This is a genomic window from Pelotomaculum isophthalicicum JI (assembly GCF_029478095.1).
Taxonomy (GTDB): Bacteria; Bacillota; Desulfotomaculia; order Desulfotomaculales; family Pelotomaculaceae; genus Pelotomaculum_D; species Pelotomaculum_D isophthalicicum.
Genome location: NZ_JAKOAV010000004.1, coordinates 1 through 26,737, shown reverse-complemented (window position 1 = coordinate 26,737; position 26,737 = coordinate 1). Strand labels below are relative to the sequence as shown.

General features: G+C 47.2%; 28 protein-coding genes. All 28 read left to right on the top strand.

The annotated features are described in order from the left end of the window. Nucleotides 1–6 precede the first annotated feature (6 nt). Entirely contained in the window at nt 7–486 is a 480-nt protein-coding gene (locus L7E55_RS03265; protein ID WP_277442623.1) for a YqaA family protein, read from the top strand. 237 nt (nt 487–723) lie between these two features. Further along, complete coding sequence (trpE, locus tag L7E55_RS03260; RefSeq protein WP_277442622.1) at nt 724–2,181, top strand: anthranilate synthase component I; 1,458 nt, start codon at nt 724–726, stop codon at nt 2,179–2,181. Beyond that, nucleotides 2,182–2,751, top strand: a complete 570-nt coding sequence (pabA, locus tag L7E55_RS03255; RefSeq protein WP_277442621.1) for an aminodeoxychorismate/anthranilate synthase component II — start codon at nt 2,182–2,184, stop codon at nt 2,749–2,751. 488 nt (nt 2,752–3,239) lie between these two features. Beyond that, entirely contained in the window at nt 3,240–4,037 is a 798-nt protein-coding gene (gene trpC / locus L7E55_RS03250) for an indole-3-glycerol phosphate synthase TrpC (RefSeq protein ID WP_277442619.1), read from the top strand. A 16-nt stretch (nt 4,038–4,053) separates the two neighbouring features. Continuing rightward, entirely contained in the window at nt 4,054–5,280 is a 1,227-nt protein-coding gene (trpB, locus tag L7E55_RS03245) for a tryptophan synthase subunit beta (RefSeq protein WP_277442618.1), read from the top strand. Next, the gene (trpA, locus tag L7E55_RS03240) at nt 5,277–6,092 is read left to right on the top strand and encodes a tryptophan synthase subunit alpha (protein WP_277442617.1); all 816 of its coding nucleotides are present in this window, start codon (nt 5,277–5,279) and stop codon (nt 6,090–6,092) included. The genes trpB and trpA overlap by 4 nt, the downstream gene beginning before the upstream one ends. A 243-nt stretch (nt 6,093–6,335) precedes the next feature. Further along, complete coding sequence (gene aroF, locus L7E55_RS03235) at nt 6,336–7,352, top strand: 3-deoxy-7-phosphoheptulonate synthase (RefSeq protein WP_277442615.1); 1,017 nt, start codon at nt 6,336–6,338, stop codon at nt 7,350–7,352. Beyond that, nucleotides 7,349–8,452, top strand: a complete 1,104-nt coding sequence (locus L7E55_RS03230) for a prephenate dehydrogenase (RefSeq protein WP_277442614.1) — start codon at nt 7,349–7,351, stop codon at nt 8,450–8,452. The genes aroF and L7E55_RS03230 overlap by 4 nt, the downstream gene beginning before the upstream one ends. A 55-nt stretch (nt 8,453–8,507) precedes the next feature. Beyond that, entirely contained in the window at nt 8,508–9,797 is a 1,290-nt protein-coding gene (aroA, locus tag L7E55_RS03225; RefSeq protein WP_277442613.1) for a 3-phosphoshikimate 1-carboxyvinyltransferase, read from the top strand. 228 nt (nt 9,798–10,025) lie between these two features. Further along, nucleotides 10,026–10,346: a cupin domain-containing protein gene (locus tag L7E55_RS03220; protein ID WP_277442612.1), complete on the top strand. Its 321-nt coding sequence runs from the start codon at nt 10,026–10,028 to the stop codon at nt 10,344–10,346. 53 nt (nt 10,347–10,399) lie between these two features. Further along, nucleotides 10,400–10,678, top strand: a complete 279-nt coding sequence (locus L7E55_RS03215) for a TM1266 family iron-only hydrogenase system putative regulator (RefSeq protein ID WP_277442611.1) — start codon at nt 10,400–10,402, stop codon at nt 10,676–10,678. A 191-nt stretch (nt 10,679–10,869) separates the two neighbouring features. Then, the gene (locus L7E55_RS03210) at nt 10,870–11,052 is read left to right on the top strand and encodes an indolepyruvate ferredoxin oxidoreductase subunit alpha (RefSeq protein ID WP_277442610.1); all 183 of its coding nucleotides are present in this window, start codon (nt 10,870–10,872) and stop codon (nt 11,050–11,052) included. Between the two features lie 84 nt (nt 11,053–11,136). Further along, on the top strand, nt 11,137–11,703 hold the full coding sequence (locus L7E55_RS03205) for a hemerythrin domain-containing protein (RefSeq protein ID WP_277442609.1): 567 nt from the start codon (nt 11,137–11,139) through the stop codon (nt 11,701–11,703). Between the two features lie 218 nt (nt 11,704–11,921). Beyond that, nucleotides 11,922–12,596: a (d)CMP kinase gene (gene cmk, locus L7E55_RS03200; protein ID WP_277442607.1), complete on the top strand. Its 675-nt coding sequence runs from the start codon at nt 11,922–11,924 to the stop codon at nt 12,594–12,596. A 7-nt stretch (nt 12,597–12,603) separates the two neighbouring features. Continuing rightward, nucleotides 12,604–13,182: a lysophospholipid acyltransferase family protein gene (locus tag L7E55_RS03195; protein WP_277442605.1), complete on the top strand. Its 579-nt coding sequence runs from the start codon at nt 12,604–12,606 to the stop codon at nt 13,180–13,182. A gap of 86 nt (nt 13,183–13,268) precedes the next feature. Next, on the top strand, nt 13,269–15,272 hold the full coding sequence (locus L7E55_RS03190; RefSeq protein ID WP_277442604.1) for a bifunctional 4-hydroxy-3-methylbut-2-enyl diphosphate reductase/30S ribosomal protein S1: 2,004 nt from the start codon (nt 13,269–13,271) through the stop codon (nt 15,270–15,272). 255 nt (nt 15,273–15,527) lie between these two features. Then, nucleotides 15,528–16,331 carry a DUF1614 domain-containing protein gene (locus L7E55_RS03185; protein ID WP_277442603.1) on the top strand — a complete coding sequence of 268 codons (804 nt, stop codon included), beginning with the start codon at nt 15,528–15,530 and terminating at the stop codon, nt 16,329–16,331. Then, nucleotides 16,315–17,601 carry a stage II sporulation protein P gene (gene spoIIP / locus L7E55_RS03180; protein ID WP_277442601.1) on the top strand — a complete coding sequence of 429 codons (1,287 nt, stop codon included), beginning with the start codon at nt 16,315–16,317 and terminating at the stop codon, nt 17,599–17,601. The genes L7E55_RS03185 and spoIIP overlap by 17 nt, the downstream gene beginning before the upstream one ends. A 190-nt stretch (nt 17,602–17,791) precedes the next feature. Further along, the gene (locus L7E55_RS03175; protein WP_277442599.1) at nt 17,792–18,718 is read left to right on the top strand and encodes a YIEGIA family protein; all 927 of its coding nucleotides are present in this window, start codon (nt 17,792–17,794) and stop codon (nt 18,716–18,718) included. Between the two features lie 6 nt (nt 18,719–18,724). After that, nucleotides 18,725–18,916 (top strand): capping complex subunit for YIEGIA, encoded by a 192-nt coding sequence (locus L7E55_RS03170; protein WP_277442597.1) that lies wholly within the window; start codon nt 18,725–18,727, stop codon nt 18,914–18,916. A gap of 14 nt (nt 18,917–18,930) precedes the next feature. Then, a complete protein-coding gene (locus L7E55_RS03165) occupies nt 18,931–19,422 on the top strand; it encodes a DUF3189 family protein (RefSeq protein ID WP_277442596.1) in 492 nt (163 codons plus the stop codon). Then, nucleotides 19,391–19,855 carry a DUF3189 family protein gene (locus L7E55_RS03160; RefSeq protein ID WP_277442594.1) on the top strand — a complete coding sequence of 155 codons (465 nt, stop codon included), beginning with the start codon at nt 19,391–19,393 and terminating at the stop codon, nt 19,853–19,855. Before L7E55_RS03165 ends, L7E55_RS03160 begins: the two co-directional genes overlap by 32 nt. A gap of 58 nt (nt 19,856–19,913) precedes the next feature. Further along, on the top strand, nt 19,914–21,230 hold the full coding sequence (locus tag L7E55_RS03155) for a DUF512 domain-containing protein (RefSeq protein WP_277442592.1): 1,317 nt from the start codon (nt 19,914–19,916) through the stop codon (nt 21,228–21,230). Between the two features lie 30 nt (nt 21,231–21,260). Further along, a complete protein-coding gene (gene der, locus L7E55_RS03150; protein WP_277442591.1) occupies nt 21,261–22,586 on the top strand; it encodes a ribosome biogenesis GTPase Der in 1,326 nt (441 codons plus the stop codon). A 42-nt stretch (nt 22,587–22,628) separates the two neighbouring features. Beyond that, the gene (gene plsY, locus L7E55_RS03145; RefSeq protein ID WP_277442589.1) at nt 22,629–23,216 is read left to right on the top strand and encodes a glycerol-3-phosphate 1-O-acyltransferase PlsY; all 588 of its coding nucleotides are present in this window, start codon (nt 22,629–22,631) and stop codon (nt 23,214–23,216) included. A gap of 44 nt (nt 23,217–23,260) precedes the next feature. Beyond that, nucleotides 23,261–24,307 carry an NAD(P)H-dependent glycerol-3-phosphate dehydrogenase gene (locus L7E55_RS03140; RefSeq protein WP_277442587.1) on the top strand — a complete coding sequence of 349 codons (1,047 nt, stop codon included), beginning with the start codon at nt 23,261–23,263 and terminating at the stop codon, nt 24,305–24,307. Nucleotides 24,308–24,613: 306 nt separating this feature from the next. Further along, nucleotides 24,614–26,092, top strand: a complete 1,479-nt coding sequence (spoIVA, locus tag L7E55_RS03135; protein ID WP_277442586.1) for a stage IV sporulation protein A — start codon at nt 24,614–24,616, stop codon at nt 26,090–26,092. Between the two features lie 97 nt (nt 26,093–26,189). Further along, on the top strand, nt 26,190–26,737 hold a 548-nt coding region (locus L7E55_RS03130; RefSeq protein WP_277442585.1), incomplete at its 3' end, for an IS91 family transposase.

Here is a 26,737-nt window from a genome sequence, read left to right as displayed (position 1 = left end):
AATTTTGTGGGTATTTTGGAATGGCTGCAAAACCATGACCAGGGTTTATTTCTGTTTGTACTTTCTTTTGGTAACGCAATCATATTGCCTGTTGGGCCGGAGATTGCTTTTGTCCCAATATTGCTTGTAAGTCATAACAAATTATTGCCGTATGCGTCCTATTGCGTATTGGGTAGTGTTCTTGGTCTGGGAGTGACATATTATGTGTCATATTATTTGGGGCAGGCAGTGATTGAAAAATATGTGCCTCGAAATAATATAGTTAAGGGAATGGATATTTTCTCTAAATATGGGCCACTAGCTCTCGTGGTAGCTTCAATGTTTCCAGTTTTCCCTTACAGAATATTGGTGATTGTTTCCGGCTTTTTGCGGCAAAAGCCAGCAAAGGTTTTCTCTTACTTGACTATTGGTAAAACCTTGAGATTTTTTGGATATGGTTTTCTTATCGCCAAGCTGGGTGAATCGATTGTCAAGTATCTTGAGTAAGTTAGGCATTTATATTATGAACTACTTGGCTCATGCACCAAAATCAAACCCTAAATAACGGTTGTAAAAAAATGCTTGACACAAGGTTTCCGCTGTGCTAATTTTACTTATAGTTAAGTTTAGATGAGTTGAGAATAAGACAAGTTGAGCTGAGATGAGTCGCGGGTATTTAATTTGAAAAGTTAACCGGTGCTCATTTGAGTGCCGGTTTTTGCTTTTTCCAAGGGGGTAGATAATTTGAACATCCCGAACAGGCATGAATACTTGTTATTGAGCCAAAATTATGACCTGATTCCGGTTTGTTATGAAATAAATGCTGATATGGACACACCAATCAGCATTTTCAAGAAAATATCACCGAAAGGCCCGGCTTATTTGCTGGAAAGCGTGGAAGGCGGTGAAAACCTGGCCCGATACTCATTTATCGGTATCGATCCTTTCATCAGCTTTACCTCCAGTGGAGACGAGTCACGGATAACCAGTGGTTGCGACGTTAAAAAGGTAACTGGATCGCCCCTGACAAGCCTGGAACAGCTTGTTTCCAGCTATCGCGTCTATAAAGGGGGAGGTCTGCCGCGTTTTTTCGGCGGCGCGGTGGGGTACCTGGGCTACGGAATAGTCCGGCATTTTGAAAAGATAAATATCACCCGGGAAAACATCCCCGATCTTCCGGAGAGCAGCTTTATCTTTGCCAGTACAGTGTTAATTTTCGATCATGTCAAGCATACCTTGAAAATCATCGTAAACAGCATACCGGGAGAAAAACCCGATAAAACATATGATAATGTTGAATACCAACTGCAGAGCGTGATCAATGCGGTTAAAAGCAACGTTTCGATTGAGAACAAACAAATCAAAAACATTACTACATCTTCGTTTGAAAAAAATATGACCCGGGAAAAATTTATTGAACGAGTGGCGCGGGCGAAGGAATACATCAAGGCGGGGGATATCATTCAGGTGGTTTTGTCACAGCGTTTCCGGATCCCTTTTCAAGGGGAGCCGTTTGATGTTTACCGGAAATTAAGGGCGCTTAACCCCTCGCCATATCTTTATTATCTTGACTTCGGCGCATACCAGGTGATTGGTTCTTCACCCGAAATGCTGGTTAGAGTGGAAGACGGTATTGTCGAAACATGCCCTATCGCCGGAACCCGGCCCCGCGGCAAAGATAAGGACACTGACGGGGCGCTTGCGGCGGAATTGCTGGGCGATGAGAAGGAGAAAGCCGAGCACCTGATGCTGGTAGACCTCGGACGCAACGATTTGGGCAAGGTATGCAAGCCGGGCAGCATAGAATTGCCGCGTTTTATGGAAATCGAAAAATTCTCTCATGTCATGCACATAGTATCAAATGTGAAAGGGCGGATGTCATCCGGCAATAATTGTTATGACGCATTGCGGGCTTGTTTTCCGGCGGGCACGGTAACAGGGGCGCCCAAGGTGCGGGCTATGGAGATAATTGATGAGTTGGAGCCCGACGGTAGGGGAATTTACGCCGGCGCGGTAGGATATCTGGGATTCACCGGGAACCTGGACGCGGCAATCGCTATCAGGACTATGGTCATCCATGACGGCTGCGCTTATGTCCAGGCCGGCGCCGGGATAGTAGCTGATTCAGACCCGGAAAAAGAATACGAGGAAACAATAAACAAGGCCGGCGCGCTGTTAAATACCCTCAGGGAGGTTGGGTAAATGGTTTTAATGATTGATAATTATGATTCGTTCACTTATAATCTTGTGCAGTATTTGGGTGAACTTGGTGAAGACGTCCGGGTTTACCGCAACGACCAGATCACCTGTGATGAAATTGTGAAAATGGACCCGGAACACATTATTATCTCTCCCGGTCCCTGTTCCCCTGACGAAGCCGGTATATCACTAGCAGTCATTGAACGCTTCGCCGGCGTTATCCCAATTTTAGGAGTTTGTCTCGGGCACCAGGCTATCGGGCAGGCTTTCGGCGGTAAAGTGGTGCGGGCGAGCCGGCTGATGCATGGAAAGACATCGCCTATTCACCATCATGACGGCGGTTCGCTTTTTCACGAAATACCTTCACCTTTTACCGCAACCAGGTACCATTCTCTAATCGTTGAAAGGGAAAGCTTGCCTGAATGCTTTGAAATTACCGCGTGGACCGAGGAAGGCGAGGTTATGGGTATTCGCCACCGCAAGTACGCTGTGGAAGGTGTCCAGTTTCACCCGGAATCAATTTTAACTGAGCATGGCCATAAAATTTTGCAGAACTTTTTAACTCGCAACTGAAGCGATATTATCAGGAGTCAGGAGTCAGGAGTCAGGAGTCAAATACACATGAGGCTTCGCTTCATCATTAGATAGGTGAAAATGGTGAGTTATTGCTTTATCGTTTCATAATTTTTTGAATTCTGGGAACTATTCAGTAAACTTGGCTGAGGCATGGTGTTATCGTTAGCGAACGACTTGCGGAGCGCCGGTAACAGTACCCGGCGAAGCGAGGGTAACCGAACTGCGGCGCGAAACCAGCGGGCTACCAGCGTTACGAATCTGAGCACAACTAGTTTAGTGGATAACAGGCTTCTCCCATAACCAGCCTATCGCCGCCTTTGCAGCGCCGCTAGTTCGGTCCGAAGCGAGCCGTGGTGCTGTCGGCGCGGAGCATTGGAGTAAGCGGTGATAACACCATGCCTTAATACCGGTTTCACTGAATATATACGAATTCTGACTACTGACTCCTGGATTCTGAATACCTGAATTATAAAGGTGGACTTTCAGTGATCTTATCAAAAATTATTGCCAGCAAGGAACTGGAACTGGCTGCGCTTAAAGAAAAAACACCAATAGAAGCATTACAAACGGTAATTCCGACGTTGCCTGCGCCGCGCCCTTTTGGCCCCGCCTTGCGACTGCCCGGGCAGGTGGCGATAATCGCCGAAGCCAAAAAAGCTTCACCATCAAAGGGCATTATCCGGCATCAGTACGAACCCGAACAGTTGGCGCGGTCGTATGAACGCGAGGGTGCGTCCGCTATATCTGTGTTAACCGAGGAAAAATTTTTCCTCGGTCACCCGTCTCATTTAACTTTGGTTAAAAAGGTAACGAGCATACCGGTTTTGCGAAAAGATTTTATCATTGACCCCTTTCAGATTTATGAATCACGTGTTCTTGGCGCTGACGCCATACTTTTGATTGCTGCGGCGCTCAAACAGGATCAATTGGAAGAGTTTCAGGAAATAGCCGCCGGACTGGGACTATCTTGCCTGGTGGAGGTGCATACGGAACTAGAACTGATTAATGTCTTGTCGACCGGCGCATCTATTATCGGCATCAACAACCGCAATCTTAAGACCTTTGAAACCGACCTCAGTGTGACTTTTAAACTGAGAAGCCTGATAACGAATAACCAGATCACAGTTGTTTCTGAAAGCGGCATTAAAAGTTATCAGGACATCCTAAAACTGCGGGAAAAAGGGGTGCACGCCGCGCTGGTAGGCGAGGCCCTGGTGCGCAGCCCGGATCCCGGCGCCGGCTTAAATCAACTGAAAGGCGGGCGAGTCCGGGAGGGTTTGTAATTAAGGAGGCGTCAGAATGATGAAGAATTCGTCTGACTTAGCAGACAATTGCATTACTTTACCGGATACACGTGGATACTTCGGCGCTTACGGCGGCCGTTTTATTCCCGAGGTATTGATGCCGGCTCTGGAAGAGCTGGAAAAAGCTTATGCGGATGCCATTGAGGACCCTCAGTTTCATAAGGAACTGGAGGGATACCTGAAACATTATGTGGGCCGGCCTTCCCCCCTCTATTTTGCGGAAGGACTGACCAGACACTGTGGCGGCGCGAGAATATACCTCAAGAGAGAAGACCTGAACCATACCGGCGCGCACAAGATCAATAACGCGATCGGTCAAATTCTCCTGGCCCGCCGGATGCGCAAGAACAGGATAATCGCGGAAACGGGCGCCGGCCAGCACGGAGTGGCTACAGCTACGGCTGCCGCCCTGTTTGGTTTAAAGTGTGCTATTTATATGGGAGAGGAAGATATCAGGCGGCAAAGTCCCAATGTTTTCCGGATGCGCCTGCTTGGCGCGGAGGTTGTTCCGGTGACAAGCGGCAGCAGGACTCTGAAGGATGCGATGAATGAAACCATCAGGGACTGGGTTACCAATGTTAGGGATACTTACTACCTGATTGGCTCGGTCGCCGGCCCGCATCCATATCCGCAAATGGTCAGGGATTTCCAGTCAGTAATAGGGGAGGAGACCAGGCGGCAGGTGCTGGAAACTGCCGGCCGGCTGCCTGATTATGTCCTGGCCTGTGTCGGCGGTGGCAGCAACGCTATGGGTATTTTTTACTCTTTCCTTGCTGATCAAGAAGTTAAACTGATCGGGATTGAAGCCGCGGGGCACGGGCTGGCCACTGCAGAGCACTCCGCCACGCTCAACCGGGGATGCCCCGGAGTGCTGCACGGCTCATACAGTTACATTTTACAAAATGATGACGGTCAAATAACAATACCTCATTCTATCGCCGCCGGGCTTGATTACCCGGGTGTCGGGCCGGAGCACGCTTATCTGAAAGATACCGGGCGGGTGAATTACACGACGGCCACCGACACGGAAGCGCTGGCGGCTTTTCAATTGCTTTGCCGCACTGACGGGATCATCCCGGCGCTTGAAAGCTCGCACGCGATAGCCGAGGCCGTCAAACTGGCTCCGTCACTTCCACCTGAAAAGATTATAGTGATAAACCTCTCCGGGCGTGGAGACAAGGATATACCCGCCGTAGCGGGGGAACCGGGGGTGAACATATGAACAGCAACAGCATCATTGAAGTATGTCTTGACAAGCTGCGGTTAGAAGGAAAAAAAGGCTTGATTACTTTTATCACAGCCGGTGACCCTGACCTGTCCAGTACGGTAGATTTGGCGCTGCGCATGGATGCGGCGGGAGCGGATATTATTGAACTGGGAGTGCCGTTTTCCGATCCTTTGGCTGATGGTCCGGTGATCCAGCAGGCATCCAGCCGGGCTCTGGCCGCCGGGACAACGTTAGCTAAAATCCTGGATACGGTAAAAAAGATTAAGAGTAATTGCCGGGCTCCTCTAGTATTAATGGGCTACTGCAACCCCTTTTACAGATTTGGGTTGGATAGGTTCATAGCTGAAGCCGCTTCCGCGGGTGTAAGCGGCTTAATAGTGCCTGATTTGCCGCTGGAAGAGTCGGGTCCGTTGATGGAACTGGCGATAAAGGAAGGATTAGACCTTATTCCTCTTGTTTCGCCTGTCACTACTGATCGCAGATTAAGCCGGATAGCTTCAAAGGCGATGGGATTTGTTTATTGTGTCTCGGTAACCGGAGTAACCGGCGCCAGGAAGGAAATCGGGACTGACATAGAAAGCTTTACCGGCAGGGTGCGCAGCCATACCTCATTGCCCCTGGCCATAGGATTCGGTATCGCGGACCCGGAACAAGGGGCGCGGATGTCCAGGTATTGCGACGCTGTCGTGGTGGGAAGCGCCATTGTTAAATTAATAGCCGATAGCGGCAGTTCTCAAGCCGCCGGAACGGCGGTGGAGAACCTGACAAGGGAATTTAAAACCGCGTTGCTTGACAGCGCTTCATAAATAGATTCAGAAAATCCAGTTGCAATAATTGGGTTCTGTGTGCTAGTATTATAAAAATATTTATTTTGTAGAATGGTTGTCACGGCAGGTATATTTCGCCTGGAGGAACGCTCGCAGGCGCTCAAAAAACAAAGAAGCACGGTAGTACGGCGGGGAGGCGATAAGTGATGTTCTTATGGTCTGGTTAAGCATTCCTCCGTGGAATGCTTTTATATTTTTAAAAGTTTGAGGAGGTTGTTTATTTTGATTATCGTTATGGATCATCGCGCCGGTGATGATAAAATAGAAGCGGTAATAACCAGGCTGGAAAAGGCGGGGTTTCAGATTCATCTTTCCCAGGGTGTGGAACGAACTATTATTGGCGCAATCGGGGATAAGACCCATCTTGGAGACGTTGGCTTGGAGGCTATGTCCGGTGTGGAAAAGGTTGTACCCATTTTACAACCGTATAAACTGGCCAGCAGGACTTTTCACGAAGAAGGAACTGTCATCAGGGTAGGCGGTCTGGAAATCGGCGGTGATACTGTTCATGTGGCAGCCGGTCCTTGCGCCGTGGAAAGCCGTGAACAAGTCCTGGAAACGGCGGAAATTGTGAAAAAGGCTGGCGCCACCATACTCAGAGGGGGCGCTTATAAGCCCCGTTCATCTCCTTATTCCTTTCAAGGGCTGGAGGAGGAAGGGCTGAAATTCCTGGCCGAGGCCCGGGAACTCACCGGTCTCCTGATTGTGACGGAAGTGATGGATGTGCGCACCGTGCCGATGATCGCTGATTACGCTGATATCTTGCAAATAGGCGCCCGCAATATGCAGAATTTTTCACTGTTGCGGGAAGTGGCTAAAGTAGATAAACCTGTGTTGCTGAAAAGGGGCCCGTCAGCTACCATCGAGGAGTGGCTGATGGCCGCTGAATATATAATGTCCGGCGGCAATTACAATATTATCCTGTGTGAGCGAGGCATCAAGAGCTTTGAGAATTATACCAGGAATACGCTGGACCTGACCGCCATCCCAGTTGTAAAACATCTTTCTCACTTGCCGGTAATTGTAGATCCCAGCCATGCCATCGGCAAATGGCGCTTCGTCCCGTCAATGGCCAAAGCGGCTATTGCCGCCGGTGCCGACGGGTTGCTGGTAGAGGTACATCCGAACCCGCCCGAGGCTTTATGCGACGGACCCCAGTCACTTACCCCGGTGAATTTTAACAAAATGATGTCAGAGTTAAACCAAGTTGTAGCGGCAGTTGGGAGGAAGATGCCTTGAACCCCGACTTTAACCGGGTTGCGATCATTGGTGTCGGCCTGATCGGCGGCTCCCTGGGTATGGCGCTGTGCGCGCGGGGACTGGCTGGAGAAGTGGTTGGCTCAGGATCGTCCGCCGAAAATCTGTACCTGGCCCGTGAACTCGGCGCCATTCACCGTTATACCGATTCAATTACAAATAGTGTGCATGGAGCTGACCTGATCATTATCGCCACTCCAGTGAGTGTGACGATAAAGGTGTTGAAAGAAATTATTCCATACCTTTCCCCGGCTGCGGTAGTAACTGATGTCGGGAGCACCAAGGCTGCCATTGTGCGGGACGCCGCGCAGCTTTTACCGTCCGGCGCATGCTTTGTCGGCGGTCATCCGATGGCAGGCACCGAACGGGCGGGAGTGCGGGAAGCCGACCCGTATCTGTTTGAAAACGCGGTATACATTCTTACTCCAACTTCTGAAACACCTCCGGCCGCTGTAACCAAAGTTGGTAAGCTGGTTGCCGGGGTAGGAGCTAAATTAATCGAGATGGACCCGGAACAACATGACCAGGCAGTAGCGGCGGTCAGTCACTTGCCCTATATAATTGCTTCGTCGCTGGTTAATACCGTTGCCCGGATGCCCGGCGGCGAGAGTATTTTGCCCCTTGCCGCAGGCGGATTCAGGGACACCACCAGGATTGCTTCAAGTAATACGACGATGTGGCGGGACATTTTGCTGGCCAACCGTGAGCAAGTTATTAACATGATCCGGAGTTTCCAGGTAGAACTTAACAAATACGAAAAGATCATCGAAACTGGTGAAGGGGCGGAAATACTGAAAAAGCTTATTAGCGCCAGAGATGTCCGATCCGGCCTGCCGGCAAAGACAAGCAGGTATCTATCGAACCTTTATGAAATTGTAGTCACTGTACCCGATCAGCCTGGCGCTATCGTTGCATTTGCCGCGCCCCTGGCCAATGCGGATATAAATATTAGTGATATTGAAATTTTGCGGGTGCGTGAGGGTGAAGGCGGAACAATCAGAGTGGGTTTCGCTACTCAGGAAGAGCAGGATAATGCCTTCAATGTGCTTAAGGAAAAAGGATATACTGTCAGAAAGAAATAGATGCTGGCCTTGATAGTTTGAATTAATAATATTTTTTTGGGGAAGGTGAATTTAAATGGACCTGCGTATCGAACCGGCAGGTGCTTTAAAGGGAAAATATTCGGTGCCGGGAGACAAGTCGATCTCACACAGGGCGGTAATGCTCGGAGCAATAGCTGAAGGTGACACGTTGATCGAGAATTTTCTTCCGGGAGAAGATTGTTTGTCAACGATTGACTGCATGAGAAAGCTGGGCATTGAAATAGAAGGTCCGGATAACGCTGTGGTAAAGGTACACGGCCGGGGTCTGGATGGTCTTGCTGAACCGGAAGATATCCTGGACGCCGGCAATTCAGGCACAACTATGCGGTTACTCCTGGGGATTCTGGCGGGTCAGCCGTTTTTCAGCGTAATTACCGGTGACGCTTCCCTGCGGCGCCGTCCGATGGCCCGGGTCACCGAACCGCTGGGTCAGATGGGCGCGCAAATTGAGGGAAGACAGGGCTCGAACCTGGCTCCCCTGGCAGTAAGAGGCGGTAATCTAACCCCCTTTTTTTTGAATAGCGCCGTGGCCAGTGCCCAGGTCAAGTCAGCAGTGCTTCTGGCCGGCCTGTATGCGAAGGGAGCGACGACAGTGACTGAGCCGTACCGCTCCAGGGATCATACGGAGAGAATGCTGGAATACTTTGGCGCCGATGTTGAGGTTAACGGCAATCATGTTTGGTTAAGCGGCCGCCCTTGTCTCAAAGGACAAAAGGTAGTTGTTCCAGGAGATATTTCTTCAGCAGCCTTTCTCATTGTTGCAGCTTCTGTGGTTCCCGGATCGGACATCATCCTGCCGGGGGTTGGGGTAAACCCTACCAGGAGCGGAATACTGGATGTACTGTGGGAGATGGGCGCCGACATTGAGTTGCTTGACCGGCGGGATGAAGGCGGAGAGCCGGTTGCGGACATCAGGGCACGCTATACAGGAAAGTTATCCGGTGTGACTGTCGGAGGTGAAACCATTCCCCGCCTGATTGATGAAGTGCCTGTTTTGGCGGTAGCCGCGGCGCTGGCCGGGGGAGTTACCATAATTAAGGACGCTGCTGAGTTAAAAGTTAAGGAAAGCGACCGGATTGCCACCGTCGCGGCAATGCTGGGCATGTTTGGGGCCGATGTGGAACAACTGCCGGACGGCCTCTTAGTTCGAGGCGGACGTCAGCTTAAAGGCGCAGTATGTGAGAGTCATGGCGATCACCGCATCGCTATGGCTGCGGCTGTAACCGGACTGGCGGCGGAAGGGGAAACCGTGGTGCGCGGAGCGGAATGTATTGATGTGTCATTCCCAGGGTTTGAAACAATTATAAAAAGTATCCTTAAATGATTATTGAACTGTATTATAATAATAATTTCGTGACTTAATTAAAAAGCTTCGATTTGGAGAGCGTCACTAGTCTATCTTGCTAAGAATTTATGGTGTTTGTTATAATCTAATATATACGTTATCAAATACCATTTATTAAAAGTATTGAGACTTGGACAATTATGATTAATAATTATTAATACCGTAACAATGACAAAATTATCTATCGTTAAGAGGGGGTGGGTTTCCATGAAACTGGTTAGATTGGAAAATATCGCCACATTCATAACACCAAAAGGTATCACAGCTAAAAAAATTTTAGAGAATAAATCATTTGTCATTATGAACATTCTTCTTAAATCAGGTGAAGTCCTGGAAAAACACGAAGCCTCTGTCGATATTTTCTTTTATGTGATGAAGGGTAAAGGCATTATCCAAATTGGGAATGAAGAAGAATATATTGGAGCGACAGATATAGTTTTTAGCCCAAAAGGTACGCCACATGGCCTTAAAACGTTGCCAGGCGAAGAGCTTCAAGTACTGGTAGTTAAGAACCCTATTTCAGGCTAGTTAACACCAATGGTCATATTAAATAAAAAGGAAATCTAATTGGAGGGAAAATAATGGAAAAACATGTTTGTATTATTGGTATTTTAGTTAATCAGAAATCAGAAAATGCACCCAAAGTACAGCAAATATTAACGAAATATGGTTCATTAATTTTACTTCGCAGTGGAATTCCTTATTCTAAATGTGATCGTGGTATTATAAACTTAACGGTCGAAGCTACTCCTGATGAATTGGATTGTATGACTAAAGAACTTAGTAGTATCACGGACATTATATCTAAATCAATGATATTAGCTAATGATGCTAATCAATTACAAATATGTAGTTTATAAAGGACATTAACTTATTCTCCGCTTTAAGTATTTCCTAAGGTGAGCTTGCTTAGTTGTAAAGTGTTTAAAGAAGCGTGATAGCAATTAACAGAATATTCACAACCATTTACATGATAAACAATTAATTCTGTGTTATAAGACAAAATTCTTTGATTTCAAAATAACTGTATTTCATTGGAGGTCAAACAATAATGCATCCAATAGTAAACAGCGAAACGTGTATTGCTTGCGCCACCTGTTATGAGGTATGTCCGGCAGATCCAAAGGTATTTGAAGTAAACGACTTTTCCACAGTTGTTCACCCGGAAGCCTGTCTCGGATGTGGAGCTTGTGAAGATAGTTGCCCAACTAGTTCAATTACATTAACAGAGTAATTAAATAACAAAGAACGAAAAATAGACATAACAGATCACGCGGTTAATGCTTAATTTATTGAGAAATTAATGGAGGACTTTCAAATGCTTTGGTTAGATAAGTTTCACGAAGAACACATGGCAATAATAAGGATATTACCAAAATTGGAAGGAAACTTAAAGGATATAGAGTACGGTGGAGCAGGCCAAAATGTTATCTGGGAGTTAATAGAGTTTGCCACGGTGATAAAAAATGTTTTAATACCTCATTTTAAAGAAGAAGATTTGATTGTTTACCCAAAGGCCGCTAGTGTTGATGAGAACGGTAAAATATTTATTAGCGGTATGTACGATGAGCATAAAATTCTTTACGAAGCCTTTGATGGCTTCATTAAATCAATAGGAGATATGCCTGACAAGGAAAAAAATTTAAAACACATTACGGCACAAATTATTTCTACTTCAAAGAATATTAATATCGAAGAGACCCCGAAGAATTTTAATAGATCATGGCCGGTTCAACCACTGGAGGGGAATATTGATAAAGAAGCGATCCTGAAGTATGGTTATCAAATCGTACAAATGCTCGGCGAACATATTAAGAAAGAGGAGACTGTAGTAGCTGAATTGATAAAAAGAGCGACAGATATAAAGCGACAAAGCACACAGTAAAAAAGCGTCTTCTTTTACAGGTATTAAAAATTATACATGTAGAATAATATATTCTGGGAATAATTTACCTAAGATACTATTTGATGTAATAACGGGTAACAACTAATTATTCTTTTAAACCAAGGTAACGGCGTGTCTATTTTTTTAAAAAAAAGGGGAAAACTCAAATATGTCGAAGTAACTATGTTGTAAAATTAAGTATGTTTCCTGGAGGGGCTATGGATCCAAAGCCTAATATCGCTATAGACGGACCCGCCGGGGCCGGCAAAAGTACAGTAGCTAAAATGGTCGCAAAAGAACTTGGATATTTATATATAGATACGGGCGCAATGTACCGGGCAGTCACGTTAAAGGCTCTTCGAGAAGGACTGGACCTGAATGAGCCGGTTTCCGTCGGTGAAATGGCGGCAGCCGTCTCCGTCGAACTCATAGCCGGGGATGATCATAACTTGAAAGTATTGCTGGACGGTGAGGATGTTACTGAACAAATTAGGAGTCCGCACATTTCTAGGAATGTTTCTTTAACTGCCAGTATTCCCGCAGTGAGAAAGCATTTGGTAAAGCTGCAAAAGGAAATGGCCAAACAAGGCGGTGTGGTTATGGAAGGGCGGGATATAGGAACGGTGGTTCTCCCGGACGCCCGGATCAAGATTTATCTTACCGCGTCTACTGAAGAAAGAGCGAGAAGACGCAGGGAGGAGCTTTTCGCAAAAGGCTACCATGTTGATCAGGAGCAGATGGAGGCGGAAATACTAGAAAGAGATAGAATAGACACTTCCAGGGAGGCTGATCCCTTGACTCCGGCTCCAGACGCAGAGATTATTGACTGTTCTTCCTTTACTGCCGAGAAGGTTGTTAAGATGATTAAAGATCGGGTTTTAACGGAAAGGTAAAGAATATATGGTCTATATTTTGGCCCGGTTTGTTTGCCGGATTGTTCTAGCAGTGTTAAGACGCTGGGAAATCCACGGGTTGTCCAACCTTCCGGCGGAAGGCGGACTGGTGCTGGTTTCAAACCATACTAGCTACTGGGATCCGGTTATAGTTGGTTGCGCCATCAACCGGAGAATTAATTACATGGCCAAATCAGAGTTGTTTGATATCCCTTTGCTTAGCACGTTCATCCGTGCTGTAGGCACTTTTCCGGTTAGACGGGATCAGTTAGACCGGACAGCAATCCGTACGGCGATGAAACTGTTGGAGGAAGGTCAAATTGTAGGCGTTTTCCCTGAAGGTACAAGAAGTCGCACCGGCGAATTGTTAAAGCCGCATCCAGGTGCGGCTATGTTGGCTTTGAAAGCAGGTGTGCCATTTTTGCCGGTTGCCATTAAAGGTTCAAGGGGGTTTTTTGGCAAAGTAAGGGTAAATATCGGCAAACCGGTGTTTTATAAAACAGACGCAAAAACTTCACGAGCGGATATGGAAAAGGTCAGTAATAGTATAATGGACCAAATAGCTGAACTATTAGATAAACTTTAATAAAAATTACTTAAAAATTGTAAAAATAGTTTGAAGGAAATTTAAGGTTGCGTAGCGAATGTTCTTGTGATAAAAGCGGTGTTAGTATGGAAGTGCGTATAGCCGGAAAAGCCGGGTTTTGTTTCGGTGTGAATAGAGCTATTGAAATGGCGCGAGCAACAGTGTTTGAGAGAGCCGGCCCGGTTTATTCCCTGGGTCCTTTAATTCACAATCCGCAAGTACAGGCTCGACTGGCTGAAATGGGTATTAAAGAAATCTCGGATCCGGTGGAAGCAGATACCGGTACGCTTATAATCAGGTCTCATGGTGTCGAGCCTGCCGTTTTGCAAACAGCTAGAGCCCGGGGTTTGAATATTGTGGATGCCACTTGCCCCTTTGTGCACAGAGCACATGTTCTTGCACGTGACCTCACCGCGAAAGGTTATCAAGTGGTGGTAGTTGGAGACAAAAACCACCCGGAAGTACGCGGCATAATAGGTTGGACCGGTGAGCAGGGCTTGGTTATAGAGAACGCCGACGAATCAAGTCTTTTGTCATTGACCGGCAAGATAGGAATAATCGCTCAAACCACGCAATCTCTGGATAATTTTAAATCAACCGTTGAGGCTATTAGTAAGACAGCAGCTGAAATAAAAGTATTCAATACAATTTGCAGTGCTACAGCAGAGCGGCAACAAGCTGCCCTGGAACTAGCCCGTCAAGTTGACGTGATGGTTGTAGCCGGAGGAATAAACAGCGCAAATACCAGGAAACTGGTTGATATCTGCCGGAAATCGGGTAAAACAACATATCATGTCGAAACAGCGGCTGATCTGAAGCAGTCTTGGTTTCGGGGAGCGAAAGTTGCGGGGTTAACAGCGGGTGCATCCACGCCTGACTGGATTATAGAGGAGGTTAAAAGACGAATGAGTGACAATGAAGAGATGGTCAGTGCTGAAGAAGGCATGAAGGATGCTGTAGAGGTAAAGGCGCTACGGCATGGCGAAATTGTCAAAGGAGTAGTGGTTCACGTTGGACAGGATGAAGTAATGGTCGACGTGGGCGCGAAATCGGAAGGAGTTATTCCCATCAGGGAACTGTCCTGCTGTGAAGTTACTTCCCCCCAAGACGTTGTCAAGGTAGGGGATGAAATAGAGGTATGCGTTTTGAAGGCAGAGGACAACGAAGGGAAGCTAATTCTATCCAAAGAGAAAGCTGATGCTGAAAAAGCTTGGGCTAAACTGGAAGAAGCGTTAAACACCCAAGAACCTATAAATGGAACAGTCCGTGAAGTAGTTAAAGGCGGTCTGTTGGTGGATGTTGGAGCGAGGGCGTTTTTACCCGCTTCCCTGGTTGAACGTGGTTATGTTGAAGACCTTTCTAAATACCTGGGGCAGGAAATTACTGCCCGTGTGATAGAAATAAACCGTGGCAGGAAAAAAGTAATTTTATCGCGTAAAGCAGTGCTTGAGGAAGATTATGCCCGCATTCGTCAGGAAATGCTTGAAAACTTGCAAGAAGGGCAAATTGTCAAAGGTACTGTGCGCCGCTTGACTCAATTTGGAGCTTTTGTTGATATCGGCGGTGTAGACGGCCTCCTGCACATTTCCGAAATGTCCTGGTACCGGATTAACCATCCTTCCGAAGTAGTAAAAGTCGGCGATGAACTGGAAGTGATGGTTCTAAAAGTCGACCGGGAAAATGAGAAAATATCATTAGGCTTAAAGCAAGTGCTGCCAAATCCATGGGACAGTGTAGATGAGAAATATCCCGTCGGTAGTATCATTATAGCAAAAGTTGTACGTCTTGCACCTTTTGGCGCATTTGTTCAGCTTGAACCTGGTGTGGAAGGACTCGTACACATATCTCACCTGGCTGACCGGCACGTGGCCAAACCTGAAGAAGTAGTAACCGAAGGTGAAGAGGTAAACGTCAAAGTATTAAGTGTAGATAAGGCTGATAAGCGTATACGCTTATCAATCAGAGAAGTCACCAAGGAAAAACAGGAGCGGGAATCACGTGATTATTCCAGTGCCATGGGACAAGAAACCGACAATGAAGTTATTACCATAGGTGACATGGTCGGCAACGTGTTTGAGAAAAAAGATTAGTTCTTTTTAAGTAAGAAATTAAGATAAATAGAATACTGAAATTAAGAAGAAAACCTGTGATATGTGCAAGACTATCACAGGTTTTTTTTAGCTGCGAACAGTTTTATATGGAGCCGAACATGAGCCGCGTTACGCGTTATATGCCAAAGGTCATCAAAAGCAAATTTATTCCTTGATAACGATTCAATTTGAATATTTTTAAATTGAATGGACAGTATAACAATGTTATTCCTAAATATGAGGAGGCTGATTACTTTGGAGCGATTCCCGGTAGGTATCACCCTTTTGCTGATTGGATCGATAGTTATTTATCTTGGGTTGGCCCAACGCGCTCTTGACCGGATGAGACTGTCCGATCGTGGCGCGCTGCTCGTCATTGCCGCAATCATTATCGGCAGTTATATTAATATTCCCATACCTTTTGCTCCTTTTAACACTTCAATTAACGTTGGGGGCGCGCTGGTGCCGATAGGGTTGGCAATATACCTTTTGGCTAAGGCTGGCACCGCAAAGGAATGGAGCAGGGCTGTCATCGGCGCGGTAGTAACGGCGATAGCCGTATACATAATCGGCTCGCTGGTAAATTCCGGTTCCACCGTTGAGCCGGCTGGACGTTATGCAATATTGGATGCGATTTATCTCTACCCGCTGGTAGGCGGGATTGTCGCTTACATTTTCGGCAGATCCCGGCGGGCGGCATTTATCTCCGCAACTCTGGGCGTACTATTAGTTGATATATTTCACTATGTCTGGCTATTAAGAAATGGCGCGCCGGGTAATTATAATGTTGCCATAGGTGGCGGCGGCGCTTTCGACACAATTATTCTAGCCGGTATTGTGGCGATTCTTTTGGCTGAAGTTATTGGTGAATCGTTTGAAAGATTGTCCGGTGGACCGAGTGCCGAAGGAAGACCGCACGGACTGGTGCAAGGACTGCAAAAACCGGAACTCGGCGTTTCGGATGAAAGCAGCCAAAACATGCACAGGGAAGCTGAAAGTAGCGCTTTTAGCGATAAAAAGAGAAAGGAGGATGTCGATAAACATGAAGGAAAAGAATAAAATCATCATTGGGCTAGGCGTCATGGTGCTGCTGGCCGGCGCTTTATTATATTATCACTTTAATAGTCTTTTACTAAGGCCGGCTTTTACAGCCGCAGGTTTTTTTAATAAAGAAACACCGGATCATCTAATCGGCCGATATACCACTATCGTTGATGAAGAGGGAACCACTATCAGCGAAATGGCCAGAATAGCTTCAACGGGAGATGAATTATACACATCGGAGGGCAAGCATTACCGGGTGGAACGTGTCCAAGGGGACAAGGCTGAAGCGAAATTCCTGGGCATGGATTCACAAATATTAGCTTATAATGAATTTTACGCCGGTCTAAGTGCGGCGGTAGTTAAAAACCTGGCAGAGAAGAACAAGGGCACTTTTGCGGTATACCACTCTCATACGGATGAATCTTATGTCCCTTCGGACGGTACTGAGGCGATTCCCTTTAAAGGTGGCATATATCAGGTTGGCAAAACGATGGTAGATAAGCTTCAAGGGGAAGGATTTCAAGTCAACTATGATCAGACGCCCCATGATCCGCATGATAACAACGCCTATACACGTTCCCGCAGGACGGCCACTAATTTATTGAAGACAAACCCGTCGGCTATATTTGACGTGCACCGGGACGGGGTTCCTGACCCAAATTACTACCGGTCAAAAATAGATGGCAAAAATGTTGCTAAGCTTCGTCTGGTGCTTGGCCGGGAAAACCCGAGAATGTCCGCTAATATGGATTTTGCAAAACAGATGATGGCTTCTGCCAACGAACTGCACCCTAAGGTAGTAAAGGAGATTTTTGTCGGAAAAGGCGACTATAATCAGGATCTAACGCCGACAGCGCTGTTGATCGAAGCCGGTACACACACAAATACCAAAGAAGAAGCAGAAGCGGGCATGTCGATGTTTGCTGAAGCTATTCCCGTGGTGCTCGGTGTTTCACCAACCGCACCCACACCAGGCGCGCCTGGAGCGCCTATCACAAATAGGCCGTCCGGGACGACGGCCGGAGCATGGAAGGCGTTGGGGTGGATCCTTGGCTTGACGATAGTTGGAGGGTTGGCATTCTTATTAATCAGTTCCGGCGGCATGGAAAACGCAAAAAAAAGACTGACAGGCTTCGGCAGGGAATTTAACAGCTTCCTGGGTCCGCGCGTGGCTGCGCGTAAAATTGGCAAGCAAAACCCAAAAGCAAAAATTAATGATTCGAGTAACGATTCCACTGTGAACGAAGTATTGAGAGAACGGAAAGATGACCTGACAAAGGACTAATGTTGTCTGCCTACCATGTTTACTAACGCGCCGATATCAGAACCACTCGAAAAATGAGACCGGACTAGCGGCGCGCCGCAGTCCGGTCTCAGAGCTCAAACAATTATGGCGCCGAACATGAGCCGCGTTGTATACCCAAAGGGCGCCAACGGCGTAATTGTTCGGCCGTTCGCCATGGAGTGGAGATTATTTGCAGGGGGTGACGGGACTGTCACATTATTATCCTGATTACCTGGCTGTGATATTGATCGGTGTCCTAGCCGGCACTGCGTCCCGAATCATTTTGCTGCGGATTGACTACCGTCAATATCCCGGGTACCCGCACGGCTATCTGACCCATACGGCACTTGGCTTAATTGCTTCCGCTTTGGGGGCGGTCGCTGTTCCCGCTCTATTGAAACCCGATTTTGTGGCAGTGACTTTTTTATCATTGGCCGCGCAGCAATTCCGGGAAATTCGCAATGTGGAGCGGCAAACATTGGAAAGCCTGGAGAAAACAGAATTGGTAAAAAGAGGTCTGGACTACATCGAAGGAATAGCGAGGACTTTTGAAGCAAGGAACTATCTGGTGATGGGGACATCCCTCATTACCGCTTTTGCCGCCCAGTTTGGCGGCATCCCGGCCGCGGTATTCGCAGCCTTCCTCATGCTCTACGCCAGCTATTATTTTATGTCGGGCGAGTTAATCGGTGATATATGTGATGTTGTACCTGCAAGATTGAGCTTTGAGGAGGGCATCTTAAAAGTTGACGAGATTGGCTTGGTTAATATTGGCCTAAAGTCAATGCGGGATAAAATATTGCGAGACGGATTAGCTGTGAGGATCAAACCCAGAGATAGCAACGCGCGTGCCACTATTCACGATATCGGACAGCGGACGGCGATTGCCTTTACCGCGGCGGTTTTCTTGGGAACAAAGAAAGATGTGGACTTGCCTGAATTTACCCCTCTAGCCAGGAAGAACCCGGATACCGGTGATGTTGGGCTTTATATTGTACCTGTACATAAGGACATCGAAAAGTTAATTGCCGCTATAAAACTCACGCCGGTGCTGGAGAGCGCCAGGAGCAAGCCGCTAAATGCGAACCAAGCGTCAAGTCAGTTGAGAAGAAGGTGAGATGAATTGCTTAACGCGCCTTCGGGAACAATCTTAGCTGTAATCACCCTTAATATGGAGGAAGTCGGCGGGGGCGCCCCCATTTTTTTTGCCAGAGACGAAGAAAAACAAGAAAAGATAGCCCTTTATTTGTCAAGAATGCTGGACGCGACGGTGCATGATTTGGAGAACGGAACCCTTATAATTATCCGGCATTAGAGGAGCATAAATCGATGAAAATAATCTACCATTGTTACGGCGGCGCGCATTCCTCGGTCACAGCCGCTTCAATCCATTTGGGTTTATTACCCGTGGACCGTGTGCCTGTCCTAAAAGAATTCTGGGAAATACCATTTTATGACCGGCAGGAAAACGATGAGCACGGGCATATTTTTTTTATGGGTCTGGATGAATCCGGGAATGAGATATATTTTTCAGCGTGTCGCGGCAGGCCGCTTGTGTTTCAAAGCGTTTTCAAAGGTTTGGCCGGCATTTTTGATATACCGCAGGAAGAATATTTACTGGTTGACGTAATGAAAAATGTGAATTGGACAATGAAATTAGGCGGTTATCTTTCCAGACGGTGCGGTTATACAAAGATCGGGCGTCCGATAGTCACCCTGGGCACCCAGGCGGCTTATTTACAGGTTATTAATTTGGTCCGGAAAGTTAAAAAAACAATCGGTGGTAACGTTGAAAAAAATACTATACTTCAGCAGCAGTAAATTCCCTATCGCCGGTTTGGCCGGCGCGATTCATTCAGGCATGCTGCCGGAGGGGAAAGAGTCTGCAGTAAGCGTATTGTGGAATCTTCCTTTCATGAATTCAAACCAAAATAGTGAAGGCGTTATAATATCCCTGGGAGAAGACAAACAAGGAAATAAGATATTTGCCCTCTCCGTTAAAGGTGATCGTGAATTGATCAACCGTTTGATCGAAAGTATTATTAGTATTTTTAAACGAGCGCCGGATGAGCTATATCTAGTGAATATTAAATTCAAGGAGAACAGCTTTGTTCGAACAGGCTGGCGTTTATGCCATTCCGCCTTGTTAGCCCCGCTGGGAAGAGCAATTATTATTGCCTGTTTCAAAAAGATATATGTTTCTCTAAGCCAATTAGTAAGTGATCAAAAAGAAGTGACAGGAAAACTCACTTGACTATATTATGGAATTTATAGATAATGGTTTGAGAACAGCGGCTGGGAGGGGTTGCCCCATGAGGCAACTGGGGTTGGAAGTATTCAGGGTGGAACCGGGCAGTATTGCCGGTGAACTTGGGCTGGAACCGGGTGACCGGATAGTACGGATAAACGGTGAACAAGTGCGGGATTTAATAGACCTCCGTTTTTTAGAAACTGACGAAAGTTTGGATATCATTATAGCGAAGCGAGACGGCACCCGTTGGGATCTGGATGTTGAAAAAGATTATGACGAGCCTCTGGGCATTGATTTCGGCCCGGGTAACTTCGGACCCACAGTCCAATGCGCTAATAGATGCCTTTTTTGTTTTGTTGACCAAATGCCTCCCAACATGCGGAGGACGCTTTATTTAAAGGATGACGACTACCGGCTTTCTTTTTTAAGCGGTAATTTTATTACTCTTACCAACCTGCGGGATGATCAATTGCGAAGGATTGCCAGACAAAGGCTAAGTCCTTTGTACATATCGGTTCATACGACTAACCCGGAATTAAGAGAGCGGATGCTTGGAAACAAAAAAGCCGGGTTGATTTTAGAACAGCTTAAATACCTGGCCGGGGCAGGAATAGAAATGCATACCCAGGTAGTGCTTTGTCCCGGAATAAATGATAAAAAAGAGCTTGAAAGGACTTTAGACGACCTGGTTAGCCTATGGCCGGCAGTCAGTTCCATGGCTTTGGTGCCGGTTGGACTGACCAGGTTCAGACAGGGTTGTTTTCCACTGCGGGTTTTCAATATCGATGAAGCGGCGCGATTGGTACAATGGGTTACCCGTAAGCAGGACGATTGTATTGAACGGCTGAAAAACCCGTTCGTTTTCGCTTCGGATGAATTTTACCTGTTGTCCGGTGAACAAATTCCCAACGCGGAAAGATATGCCGGATTTCCCCAGGTGGAAAACGGGGTTGGTTTAACCCGTCTTTTTCAGGATGAGTGGGAGGTTATTAAAACAAGATTGCCCCAAAGAGCACCCCAACTCAAGGCTACTTTAGCTACCGGCATTCTCGGTGAAAAGGCGCTTAAGCCAGTGGCGGACGTGCTTAATGACATCAAAGGACTGGATGTTTCAATCTCAGTTATCAATAATCATTTTTTTGGCAAGCAAATTACTGTAGCCGGTTTGATTACCGGTCAGGATTTGAGCACCCAGCTTGATCCCGGCAAGATCGGGGATCTCCTTGTGCTTCCGGCGGTAATGTTTAAAAAAGATGAAGAAGTATTCTTAGATGGAATGACTTTGCCGGAGCTTTCCCGGCGCTTGAAAAAACCGATTGCAGTGGCTGACGGTCCACGGCAATTGATTGAAGTCTTGCTGCCATACGCCAACCTGTGAATGGCCAAGTTATTTGGGAGGTGAAGGCCGGTGCCCAAACCGGTAGTAGCAATAGTGGGGCGGCCCAATGTGGGCAAGTCAACCCTTTTTAACCGCATTGTCGGCAGCCGGGTGGCTATAGTTGAAGATGAGCCTGGAGTAACCAGAGACCGTCTTTATCTGGATGCCGAATGGGCAGGCCGCAGTTTTACCCTGGTGGATACAGGAGGGCTGGATTTTCAGGAAAACGGGGAAATCAACCGGGGGGTCCGTCGACAGATTGAGCTCGCCATACAGGAGGCCAATGTAATACTGTTTGTTGTTGACGCCAGGGCAGGGTTGAATCCTGATGATGAAGAAGCGGCCACGCTCATTCGCCGTTCGGAAAAGCAGGCTATACTTGTTGCTAACAAGATTGAAAATTTTAATTCCCAAACCCAGCTATATGAGTTCTATCGTCTGGGTCTGGGGGAGCCGGTTCCAGTGTCGGCGGCGGAAGGTCTCAACACTGGTGACTTGCTGGACAGGCTGGTTGAACTGCTTCCTCCGGAAGGTGAGGATGAGTACCCGGCAGACACAATCAAGATCGCGGTGATCGGCCGCCCCAATGTGGGCAAGTCTTCTTTAGTCAATACCATTTTAGGCGAGGAGCGGGTAATTGTCAGCAAAATATCCGGTACTACCCGCGACGCTATCGATACTCCTTTTGAGCGGGACGGCAGGCTTTATGTCATCATCGACACAGCTGGCATGCGGCGTAAAAACAAGGTCGGCGGACTTGCGGAAAAATACAGCGCGATTAGAGCGTTAAGAGCTGTTGACCGGAGCGATGTCGTATTAATTGTGCTGGATGCCGTTGAAGGTGTTACAGACCAGGACAAGCGCATCGCCGGATATGCCCATGAAGCGGGAAAAGCATTGGTAATAGTGGTAAATAAATGGGATCTGATTAAAAAAGATGACCGCACGATGAACCGCTTTACTAAAAAAATACGTGATGAGTTAAGTTTTATGCAATATGCCCCGGTCGTTTTTACCTCAGCGCTAACCGGACAGCGCGTGCCCAGAGTATTGGAACAGGTTGATTTTGTCGCAGGGCAGCACTCCATGAGGTTAAGCACTCCTAACATCAACAGCCTGATCAAGGAAGCTGTCATGCAAAATCCCCCGCCGGGAGACAAGACCAGGCGGTTGAAAATTATGTATGCCACACAGGGCGGGGTTAAACCGCCTAAGTTCATCTTGTTTGTCAATGACCCGGAGTTGATGCATTTTTCCTACCGCCGTTACCTGGAAAACCAGTTTAGAAACGCTTATGGATTTGAAGGAACACCGATTTGGTTCGGCTTGCGCAGGCGCTCTAAAGAAGAACAGTAGAGAATGATAACCGGTTTGCTAAATTGAAAGGAAGTTAATATCGTGCAATATTTCTGGGTTGTATTGGCTAGCTACTTAATTGGCTCTATTCCCGCCAGTTATCTGACAGCCCGTTACTGGAAAGGGATTGATATACGTAACCTGGGAAGCGGCAATGTCGGCACTACCAATGTGTGGCGCAACGCCGGTCCGGTGGCTGGGGTCGTAGCCCTGGCGGGGGACCTCGGTAAAGGGGTGCTGGCGGTCATTTTGGCTAAGCACTTTGGCGGACCTGTACTCGTGGCCCTTTCAGCCATGGCGGTGCTGACCGGACACAGTTGGCCTATTTTCCTGGGCTTTAAAGGTGGTAAGCTGGTTGCCACCGGGGTGGGCGTGATTGCCGCCATCTCCCTTCCTGTCGGCGCTATAGCCGCGGCAATCTGGGTTTTTACCGTGGTTGTCACTAGATATGTATCGGTAGGCTCTGTTCTCGCAGTGTCTTCAATACCCTTCCTTATGCTTGCTTTTCACCTGGAGCGGCCTTATCTGGCTTTGGGTGTTTTTATTGCCATTATCGCGGTGTATAAACATATTCCAAACATGAAGCGGTTGCTTGCAGGGACAGAGTCCAGAGTGAGGAAGTTATTTTAAAATACTGACATATTATTAGATTGAAGCAACAGGAGGTAAAACGGGTGAAGGAACATGTCGGAGTTATCGGCGCCGGGAGTTGGGCTACAGCCTTGGCGGCGCTTCTTGCCAAGAAGGGGCGCCGGGTTATAATGTATGCCCGCCGGCCGGAGTTGGCTGAAGAAATAAACATAACCAGGGAAAACAGTCGTTATCTGCCCGGCGTGGCGATTCATCCGAATATTGAAGTTACTGTTGATCTGGAGCGAGCATTCCGGAAAGCCAGGGTAGTTGTTTTTGGTGTGCCGTCACATGCTTTTCGCGAGGTCGTACGCCAAAGCCGTCCTTTTCTTAAAAATGACACGATATATGTTAATACTGCTAAAGGCATTGAAGAAACGAGCCTTAGCAGTATGTCGGCAGTTTTTGCTCAGGAAGCCGGTACGGAACTACTGCAAAAATATGCTGGCCTGTCCGGCCCCAGCCATGCTGAAGAAGTCGGCCGGGAGCTTCCAACAGCGGTAGTGGCGGCGTCATACCGGTTGGAAACCGCCGAGTATGTACAGGAATTATTTATGAGTGATAGATTTAGAGTTTATACCAATCCAGATGTGCTCGGAGTGGAGCTGGGCGGCGCGCTGAAAAATATTATCGCTTTGGGTACGGGCATTGCTGAAGGCTTAAGCTTTGGCGACAATACTAAAGCAGCTTTGATGACACGTGGTTTGGCGGAAATCACCCGTCTAGGCGTAATCATGGGCGCCAACCCGCTTACTTTTGCCGGCTTGGCCGGCGTGGGCGACTTGATTGTTACTTGCACCAGCATGCACAGCCGCAACCGGCGGGCAGGTATTGCCATCGGTAAAGGAAGTTCGGTTGAAGAAGCTTTAGAGTTGGTTGATATGGTAGTAGAAGGTGTCCGCACAACTCGTGCCGCCCACCAGCTTTCCGCGCGGTATGCTGTTGAAATGCCTATAACTGATCAAATCTACAAGGTACTCTTCGAGGGACTTGCCCCAGGTACCGCTGTTAACAACCTGATGAGCAGGGGACGTACCAGGGAAATGGAAGAAGTGGCCAAGATGACTGTCAAACTGCTGAATAATAATTAGATCAAAAACGGAAGGAACCCCCGTCGGCCCAATAAAGCCAAAACGGGGGTTTTTTATCGGATTATCATAGGATAAAAATGGAAAAATATTTTCGGTTTTTTCATTTACCAGGTTATATTCACTTAGAACACTCCATATATATATATTGTTATTGTATGCCACTGGAAAAAAATAACCGTGGACTAGGTTTCACGAATGAGTTTAATATTATGACTTTTTCTCTTGTGGAGGAGGGATGCGTGCGCTTCATACGGATTCACCTTTTGAGAAAATCTTTATTAAATCTTTCCGGGAGGGAGTGTGAACATGGAAAAAACCGATATTTTCCGCGATATTGCGGAACGCACCGGGGGGGATCTTTATCTCGGTGTGGTTGGAGGCGTCCGCACCGGCAAATCCACATTTATTAAGAGATTTATGGAATTGATGGTTTTACCCAACATGAAAAATATTTATGACCGGGAGCGGGCCAAGGATGAACTGCCCCAAAGCGGGGCCGGACGAACAGTGATGACCACTGAGCCGAAGTTTATTCCAAATGAGGCGGTGGAAATCCAAATTACTCCTAATTTGAATATCAAGATGAGAATGGTTGATTGTGTAGGCTACCGTGTCGAGGGCGCACTTGGTTATGAAGAGGAAAACGAGCCGCGGATGGTGTCGACACCTTGGTTTGAAGAGCCGATCCCCTTTCAGGAAGCCGCTGAAGTGGGTACCAGAAAAGTAATTTCCGAGCATTCGACAATGGGGCTGGTTGTTACCACTGACGGGTCAATCACTGATATTCCCAGGGAAAGCTATATCGAAGCCGAAGAAAAAGTAATTGAGGAAATGAAGGATATAAACCGCCCTTTCCTTATTCTCTTTAATTCCACAACGCCGGATGCGGATGAAACCAGGCAAATGGCCGCGGAATTAAGTGAAAAATACGATGTGCCGGTTATTCCCATCGACTGTTCCCAAATGTCCCAGGCGGATATATTATATGTACTGGAAAAGCTCTTATATGAATTTCCGGTCAACGAAGTTAATATCAGCCTGCCTCCCTGGGTTGAAGTATTGGATTTCAAACACTGGCTTCGCCAGAAGTTTGAGGAATCGGTACGGGAGACTGTCAAAAACATCCGCAGGTTGAGGGATATCAACGGGGCGGTGGAATTTCTGGCAGATTATGACTTCGTCGATCAAGCCACCCTGCGCAGTTTGGACATGGGCACCGGCTCTGCTTCAATTAACGTCACATCAGCAGCGGAACTGTTCTATCAGGTGCTGAGCGAGCAGTCCGGGTTTAACGTTGAAGGGGAGAAAGACCTGTTCCGCCTGGTCACGGACCTGAGTGTGGCGAAGCGGGAGTATGATAAGGTGGCGAGCGCCCTGAGTGAAGTCAGAGGCGCGGGATACGGCGTGGTAACACCGACCCTGGATGAGCTCATCCTGGATGAACCGGAACTAATCCGCCAGGGCAACCGCTTCGGGGTGAGATTAAAGGCAAGCGCCCCGTCTTTGCACATGATCAAGGCAGACATCACTACTGAAATCACCCCAATCATCGGCACGGAGAAACAATGCGAGGAATTAGTCAGGTATATGTTGAATGAATTTGAGGAAAACCCGCAGAAAATTTGGAAGTCGGAAATCTTCGGCAAATCCGTGCATGACCTGGTAAGGGAAGGGATTCAGAACAAGATTCAGCGCATGCCGGAAAATGCCCAGCTAAAGCTGCAGGAAACACTCCAGCGCATTGTCAACGACGGCTCGGGCGGACTGATTTGTATAATAATTTAGGAAAATTAACCGGTCACCAGGCCGGTTTTATTTTTGTTTAGGAAAGTATACATTTTTGAGGGTACCCGGTGAGACCATAATATGGTAACATTTAAACATGAGATATTCGTCGAAAATAAAAGAAATACTTAAAATAAATTGGCCAGAGTTTGAAGAGAAGTATTCAACGGCAATCCGTGAATGTGAGAGAGAAGCTGTCACTAAAGTCCTCGGATGTGGAGACCCCAAAAACGGGTTTGCAGAATATTGGTGTTTAGATTGCGGAGGCAAAGAAAAGAAAATCGTTCCATTCACTTGCAAGAGCCGTTTTTGCCCCTCATGCGGCAAGGTATACACTGATAAATGGGTAGAGAAGATGTCAAAAGAGATGGTCGATGTTCCCCACCGGCATGTTGTTATGACAATTGCCGAAGAACTACGGCCATATTTTTATTGGCATAGAGAGATGCTGCCGATATTAATAGAAAGTGCAGCTCAAGTTATGAAAAGCATCATAAGCGAGAAAAAGAAGAATAAAGACTTAACCCCTGGAATAGTAATCGTAGTCCATACCTTTGGGAGAAATTTAAAATTCAATCCGCATATACATGCCTTAATGACTGAGGGTGGTCTTGATAAAAACGATGAATGGAGACCCATAAGCTT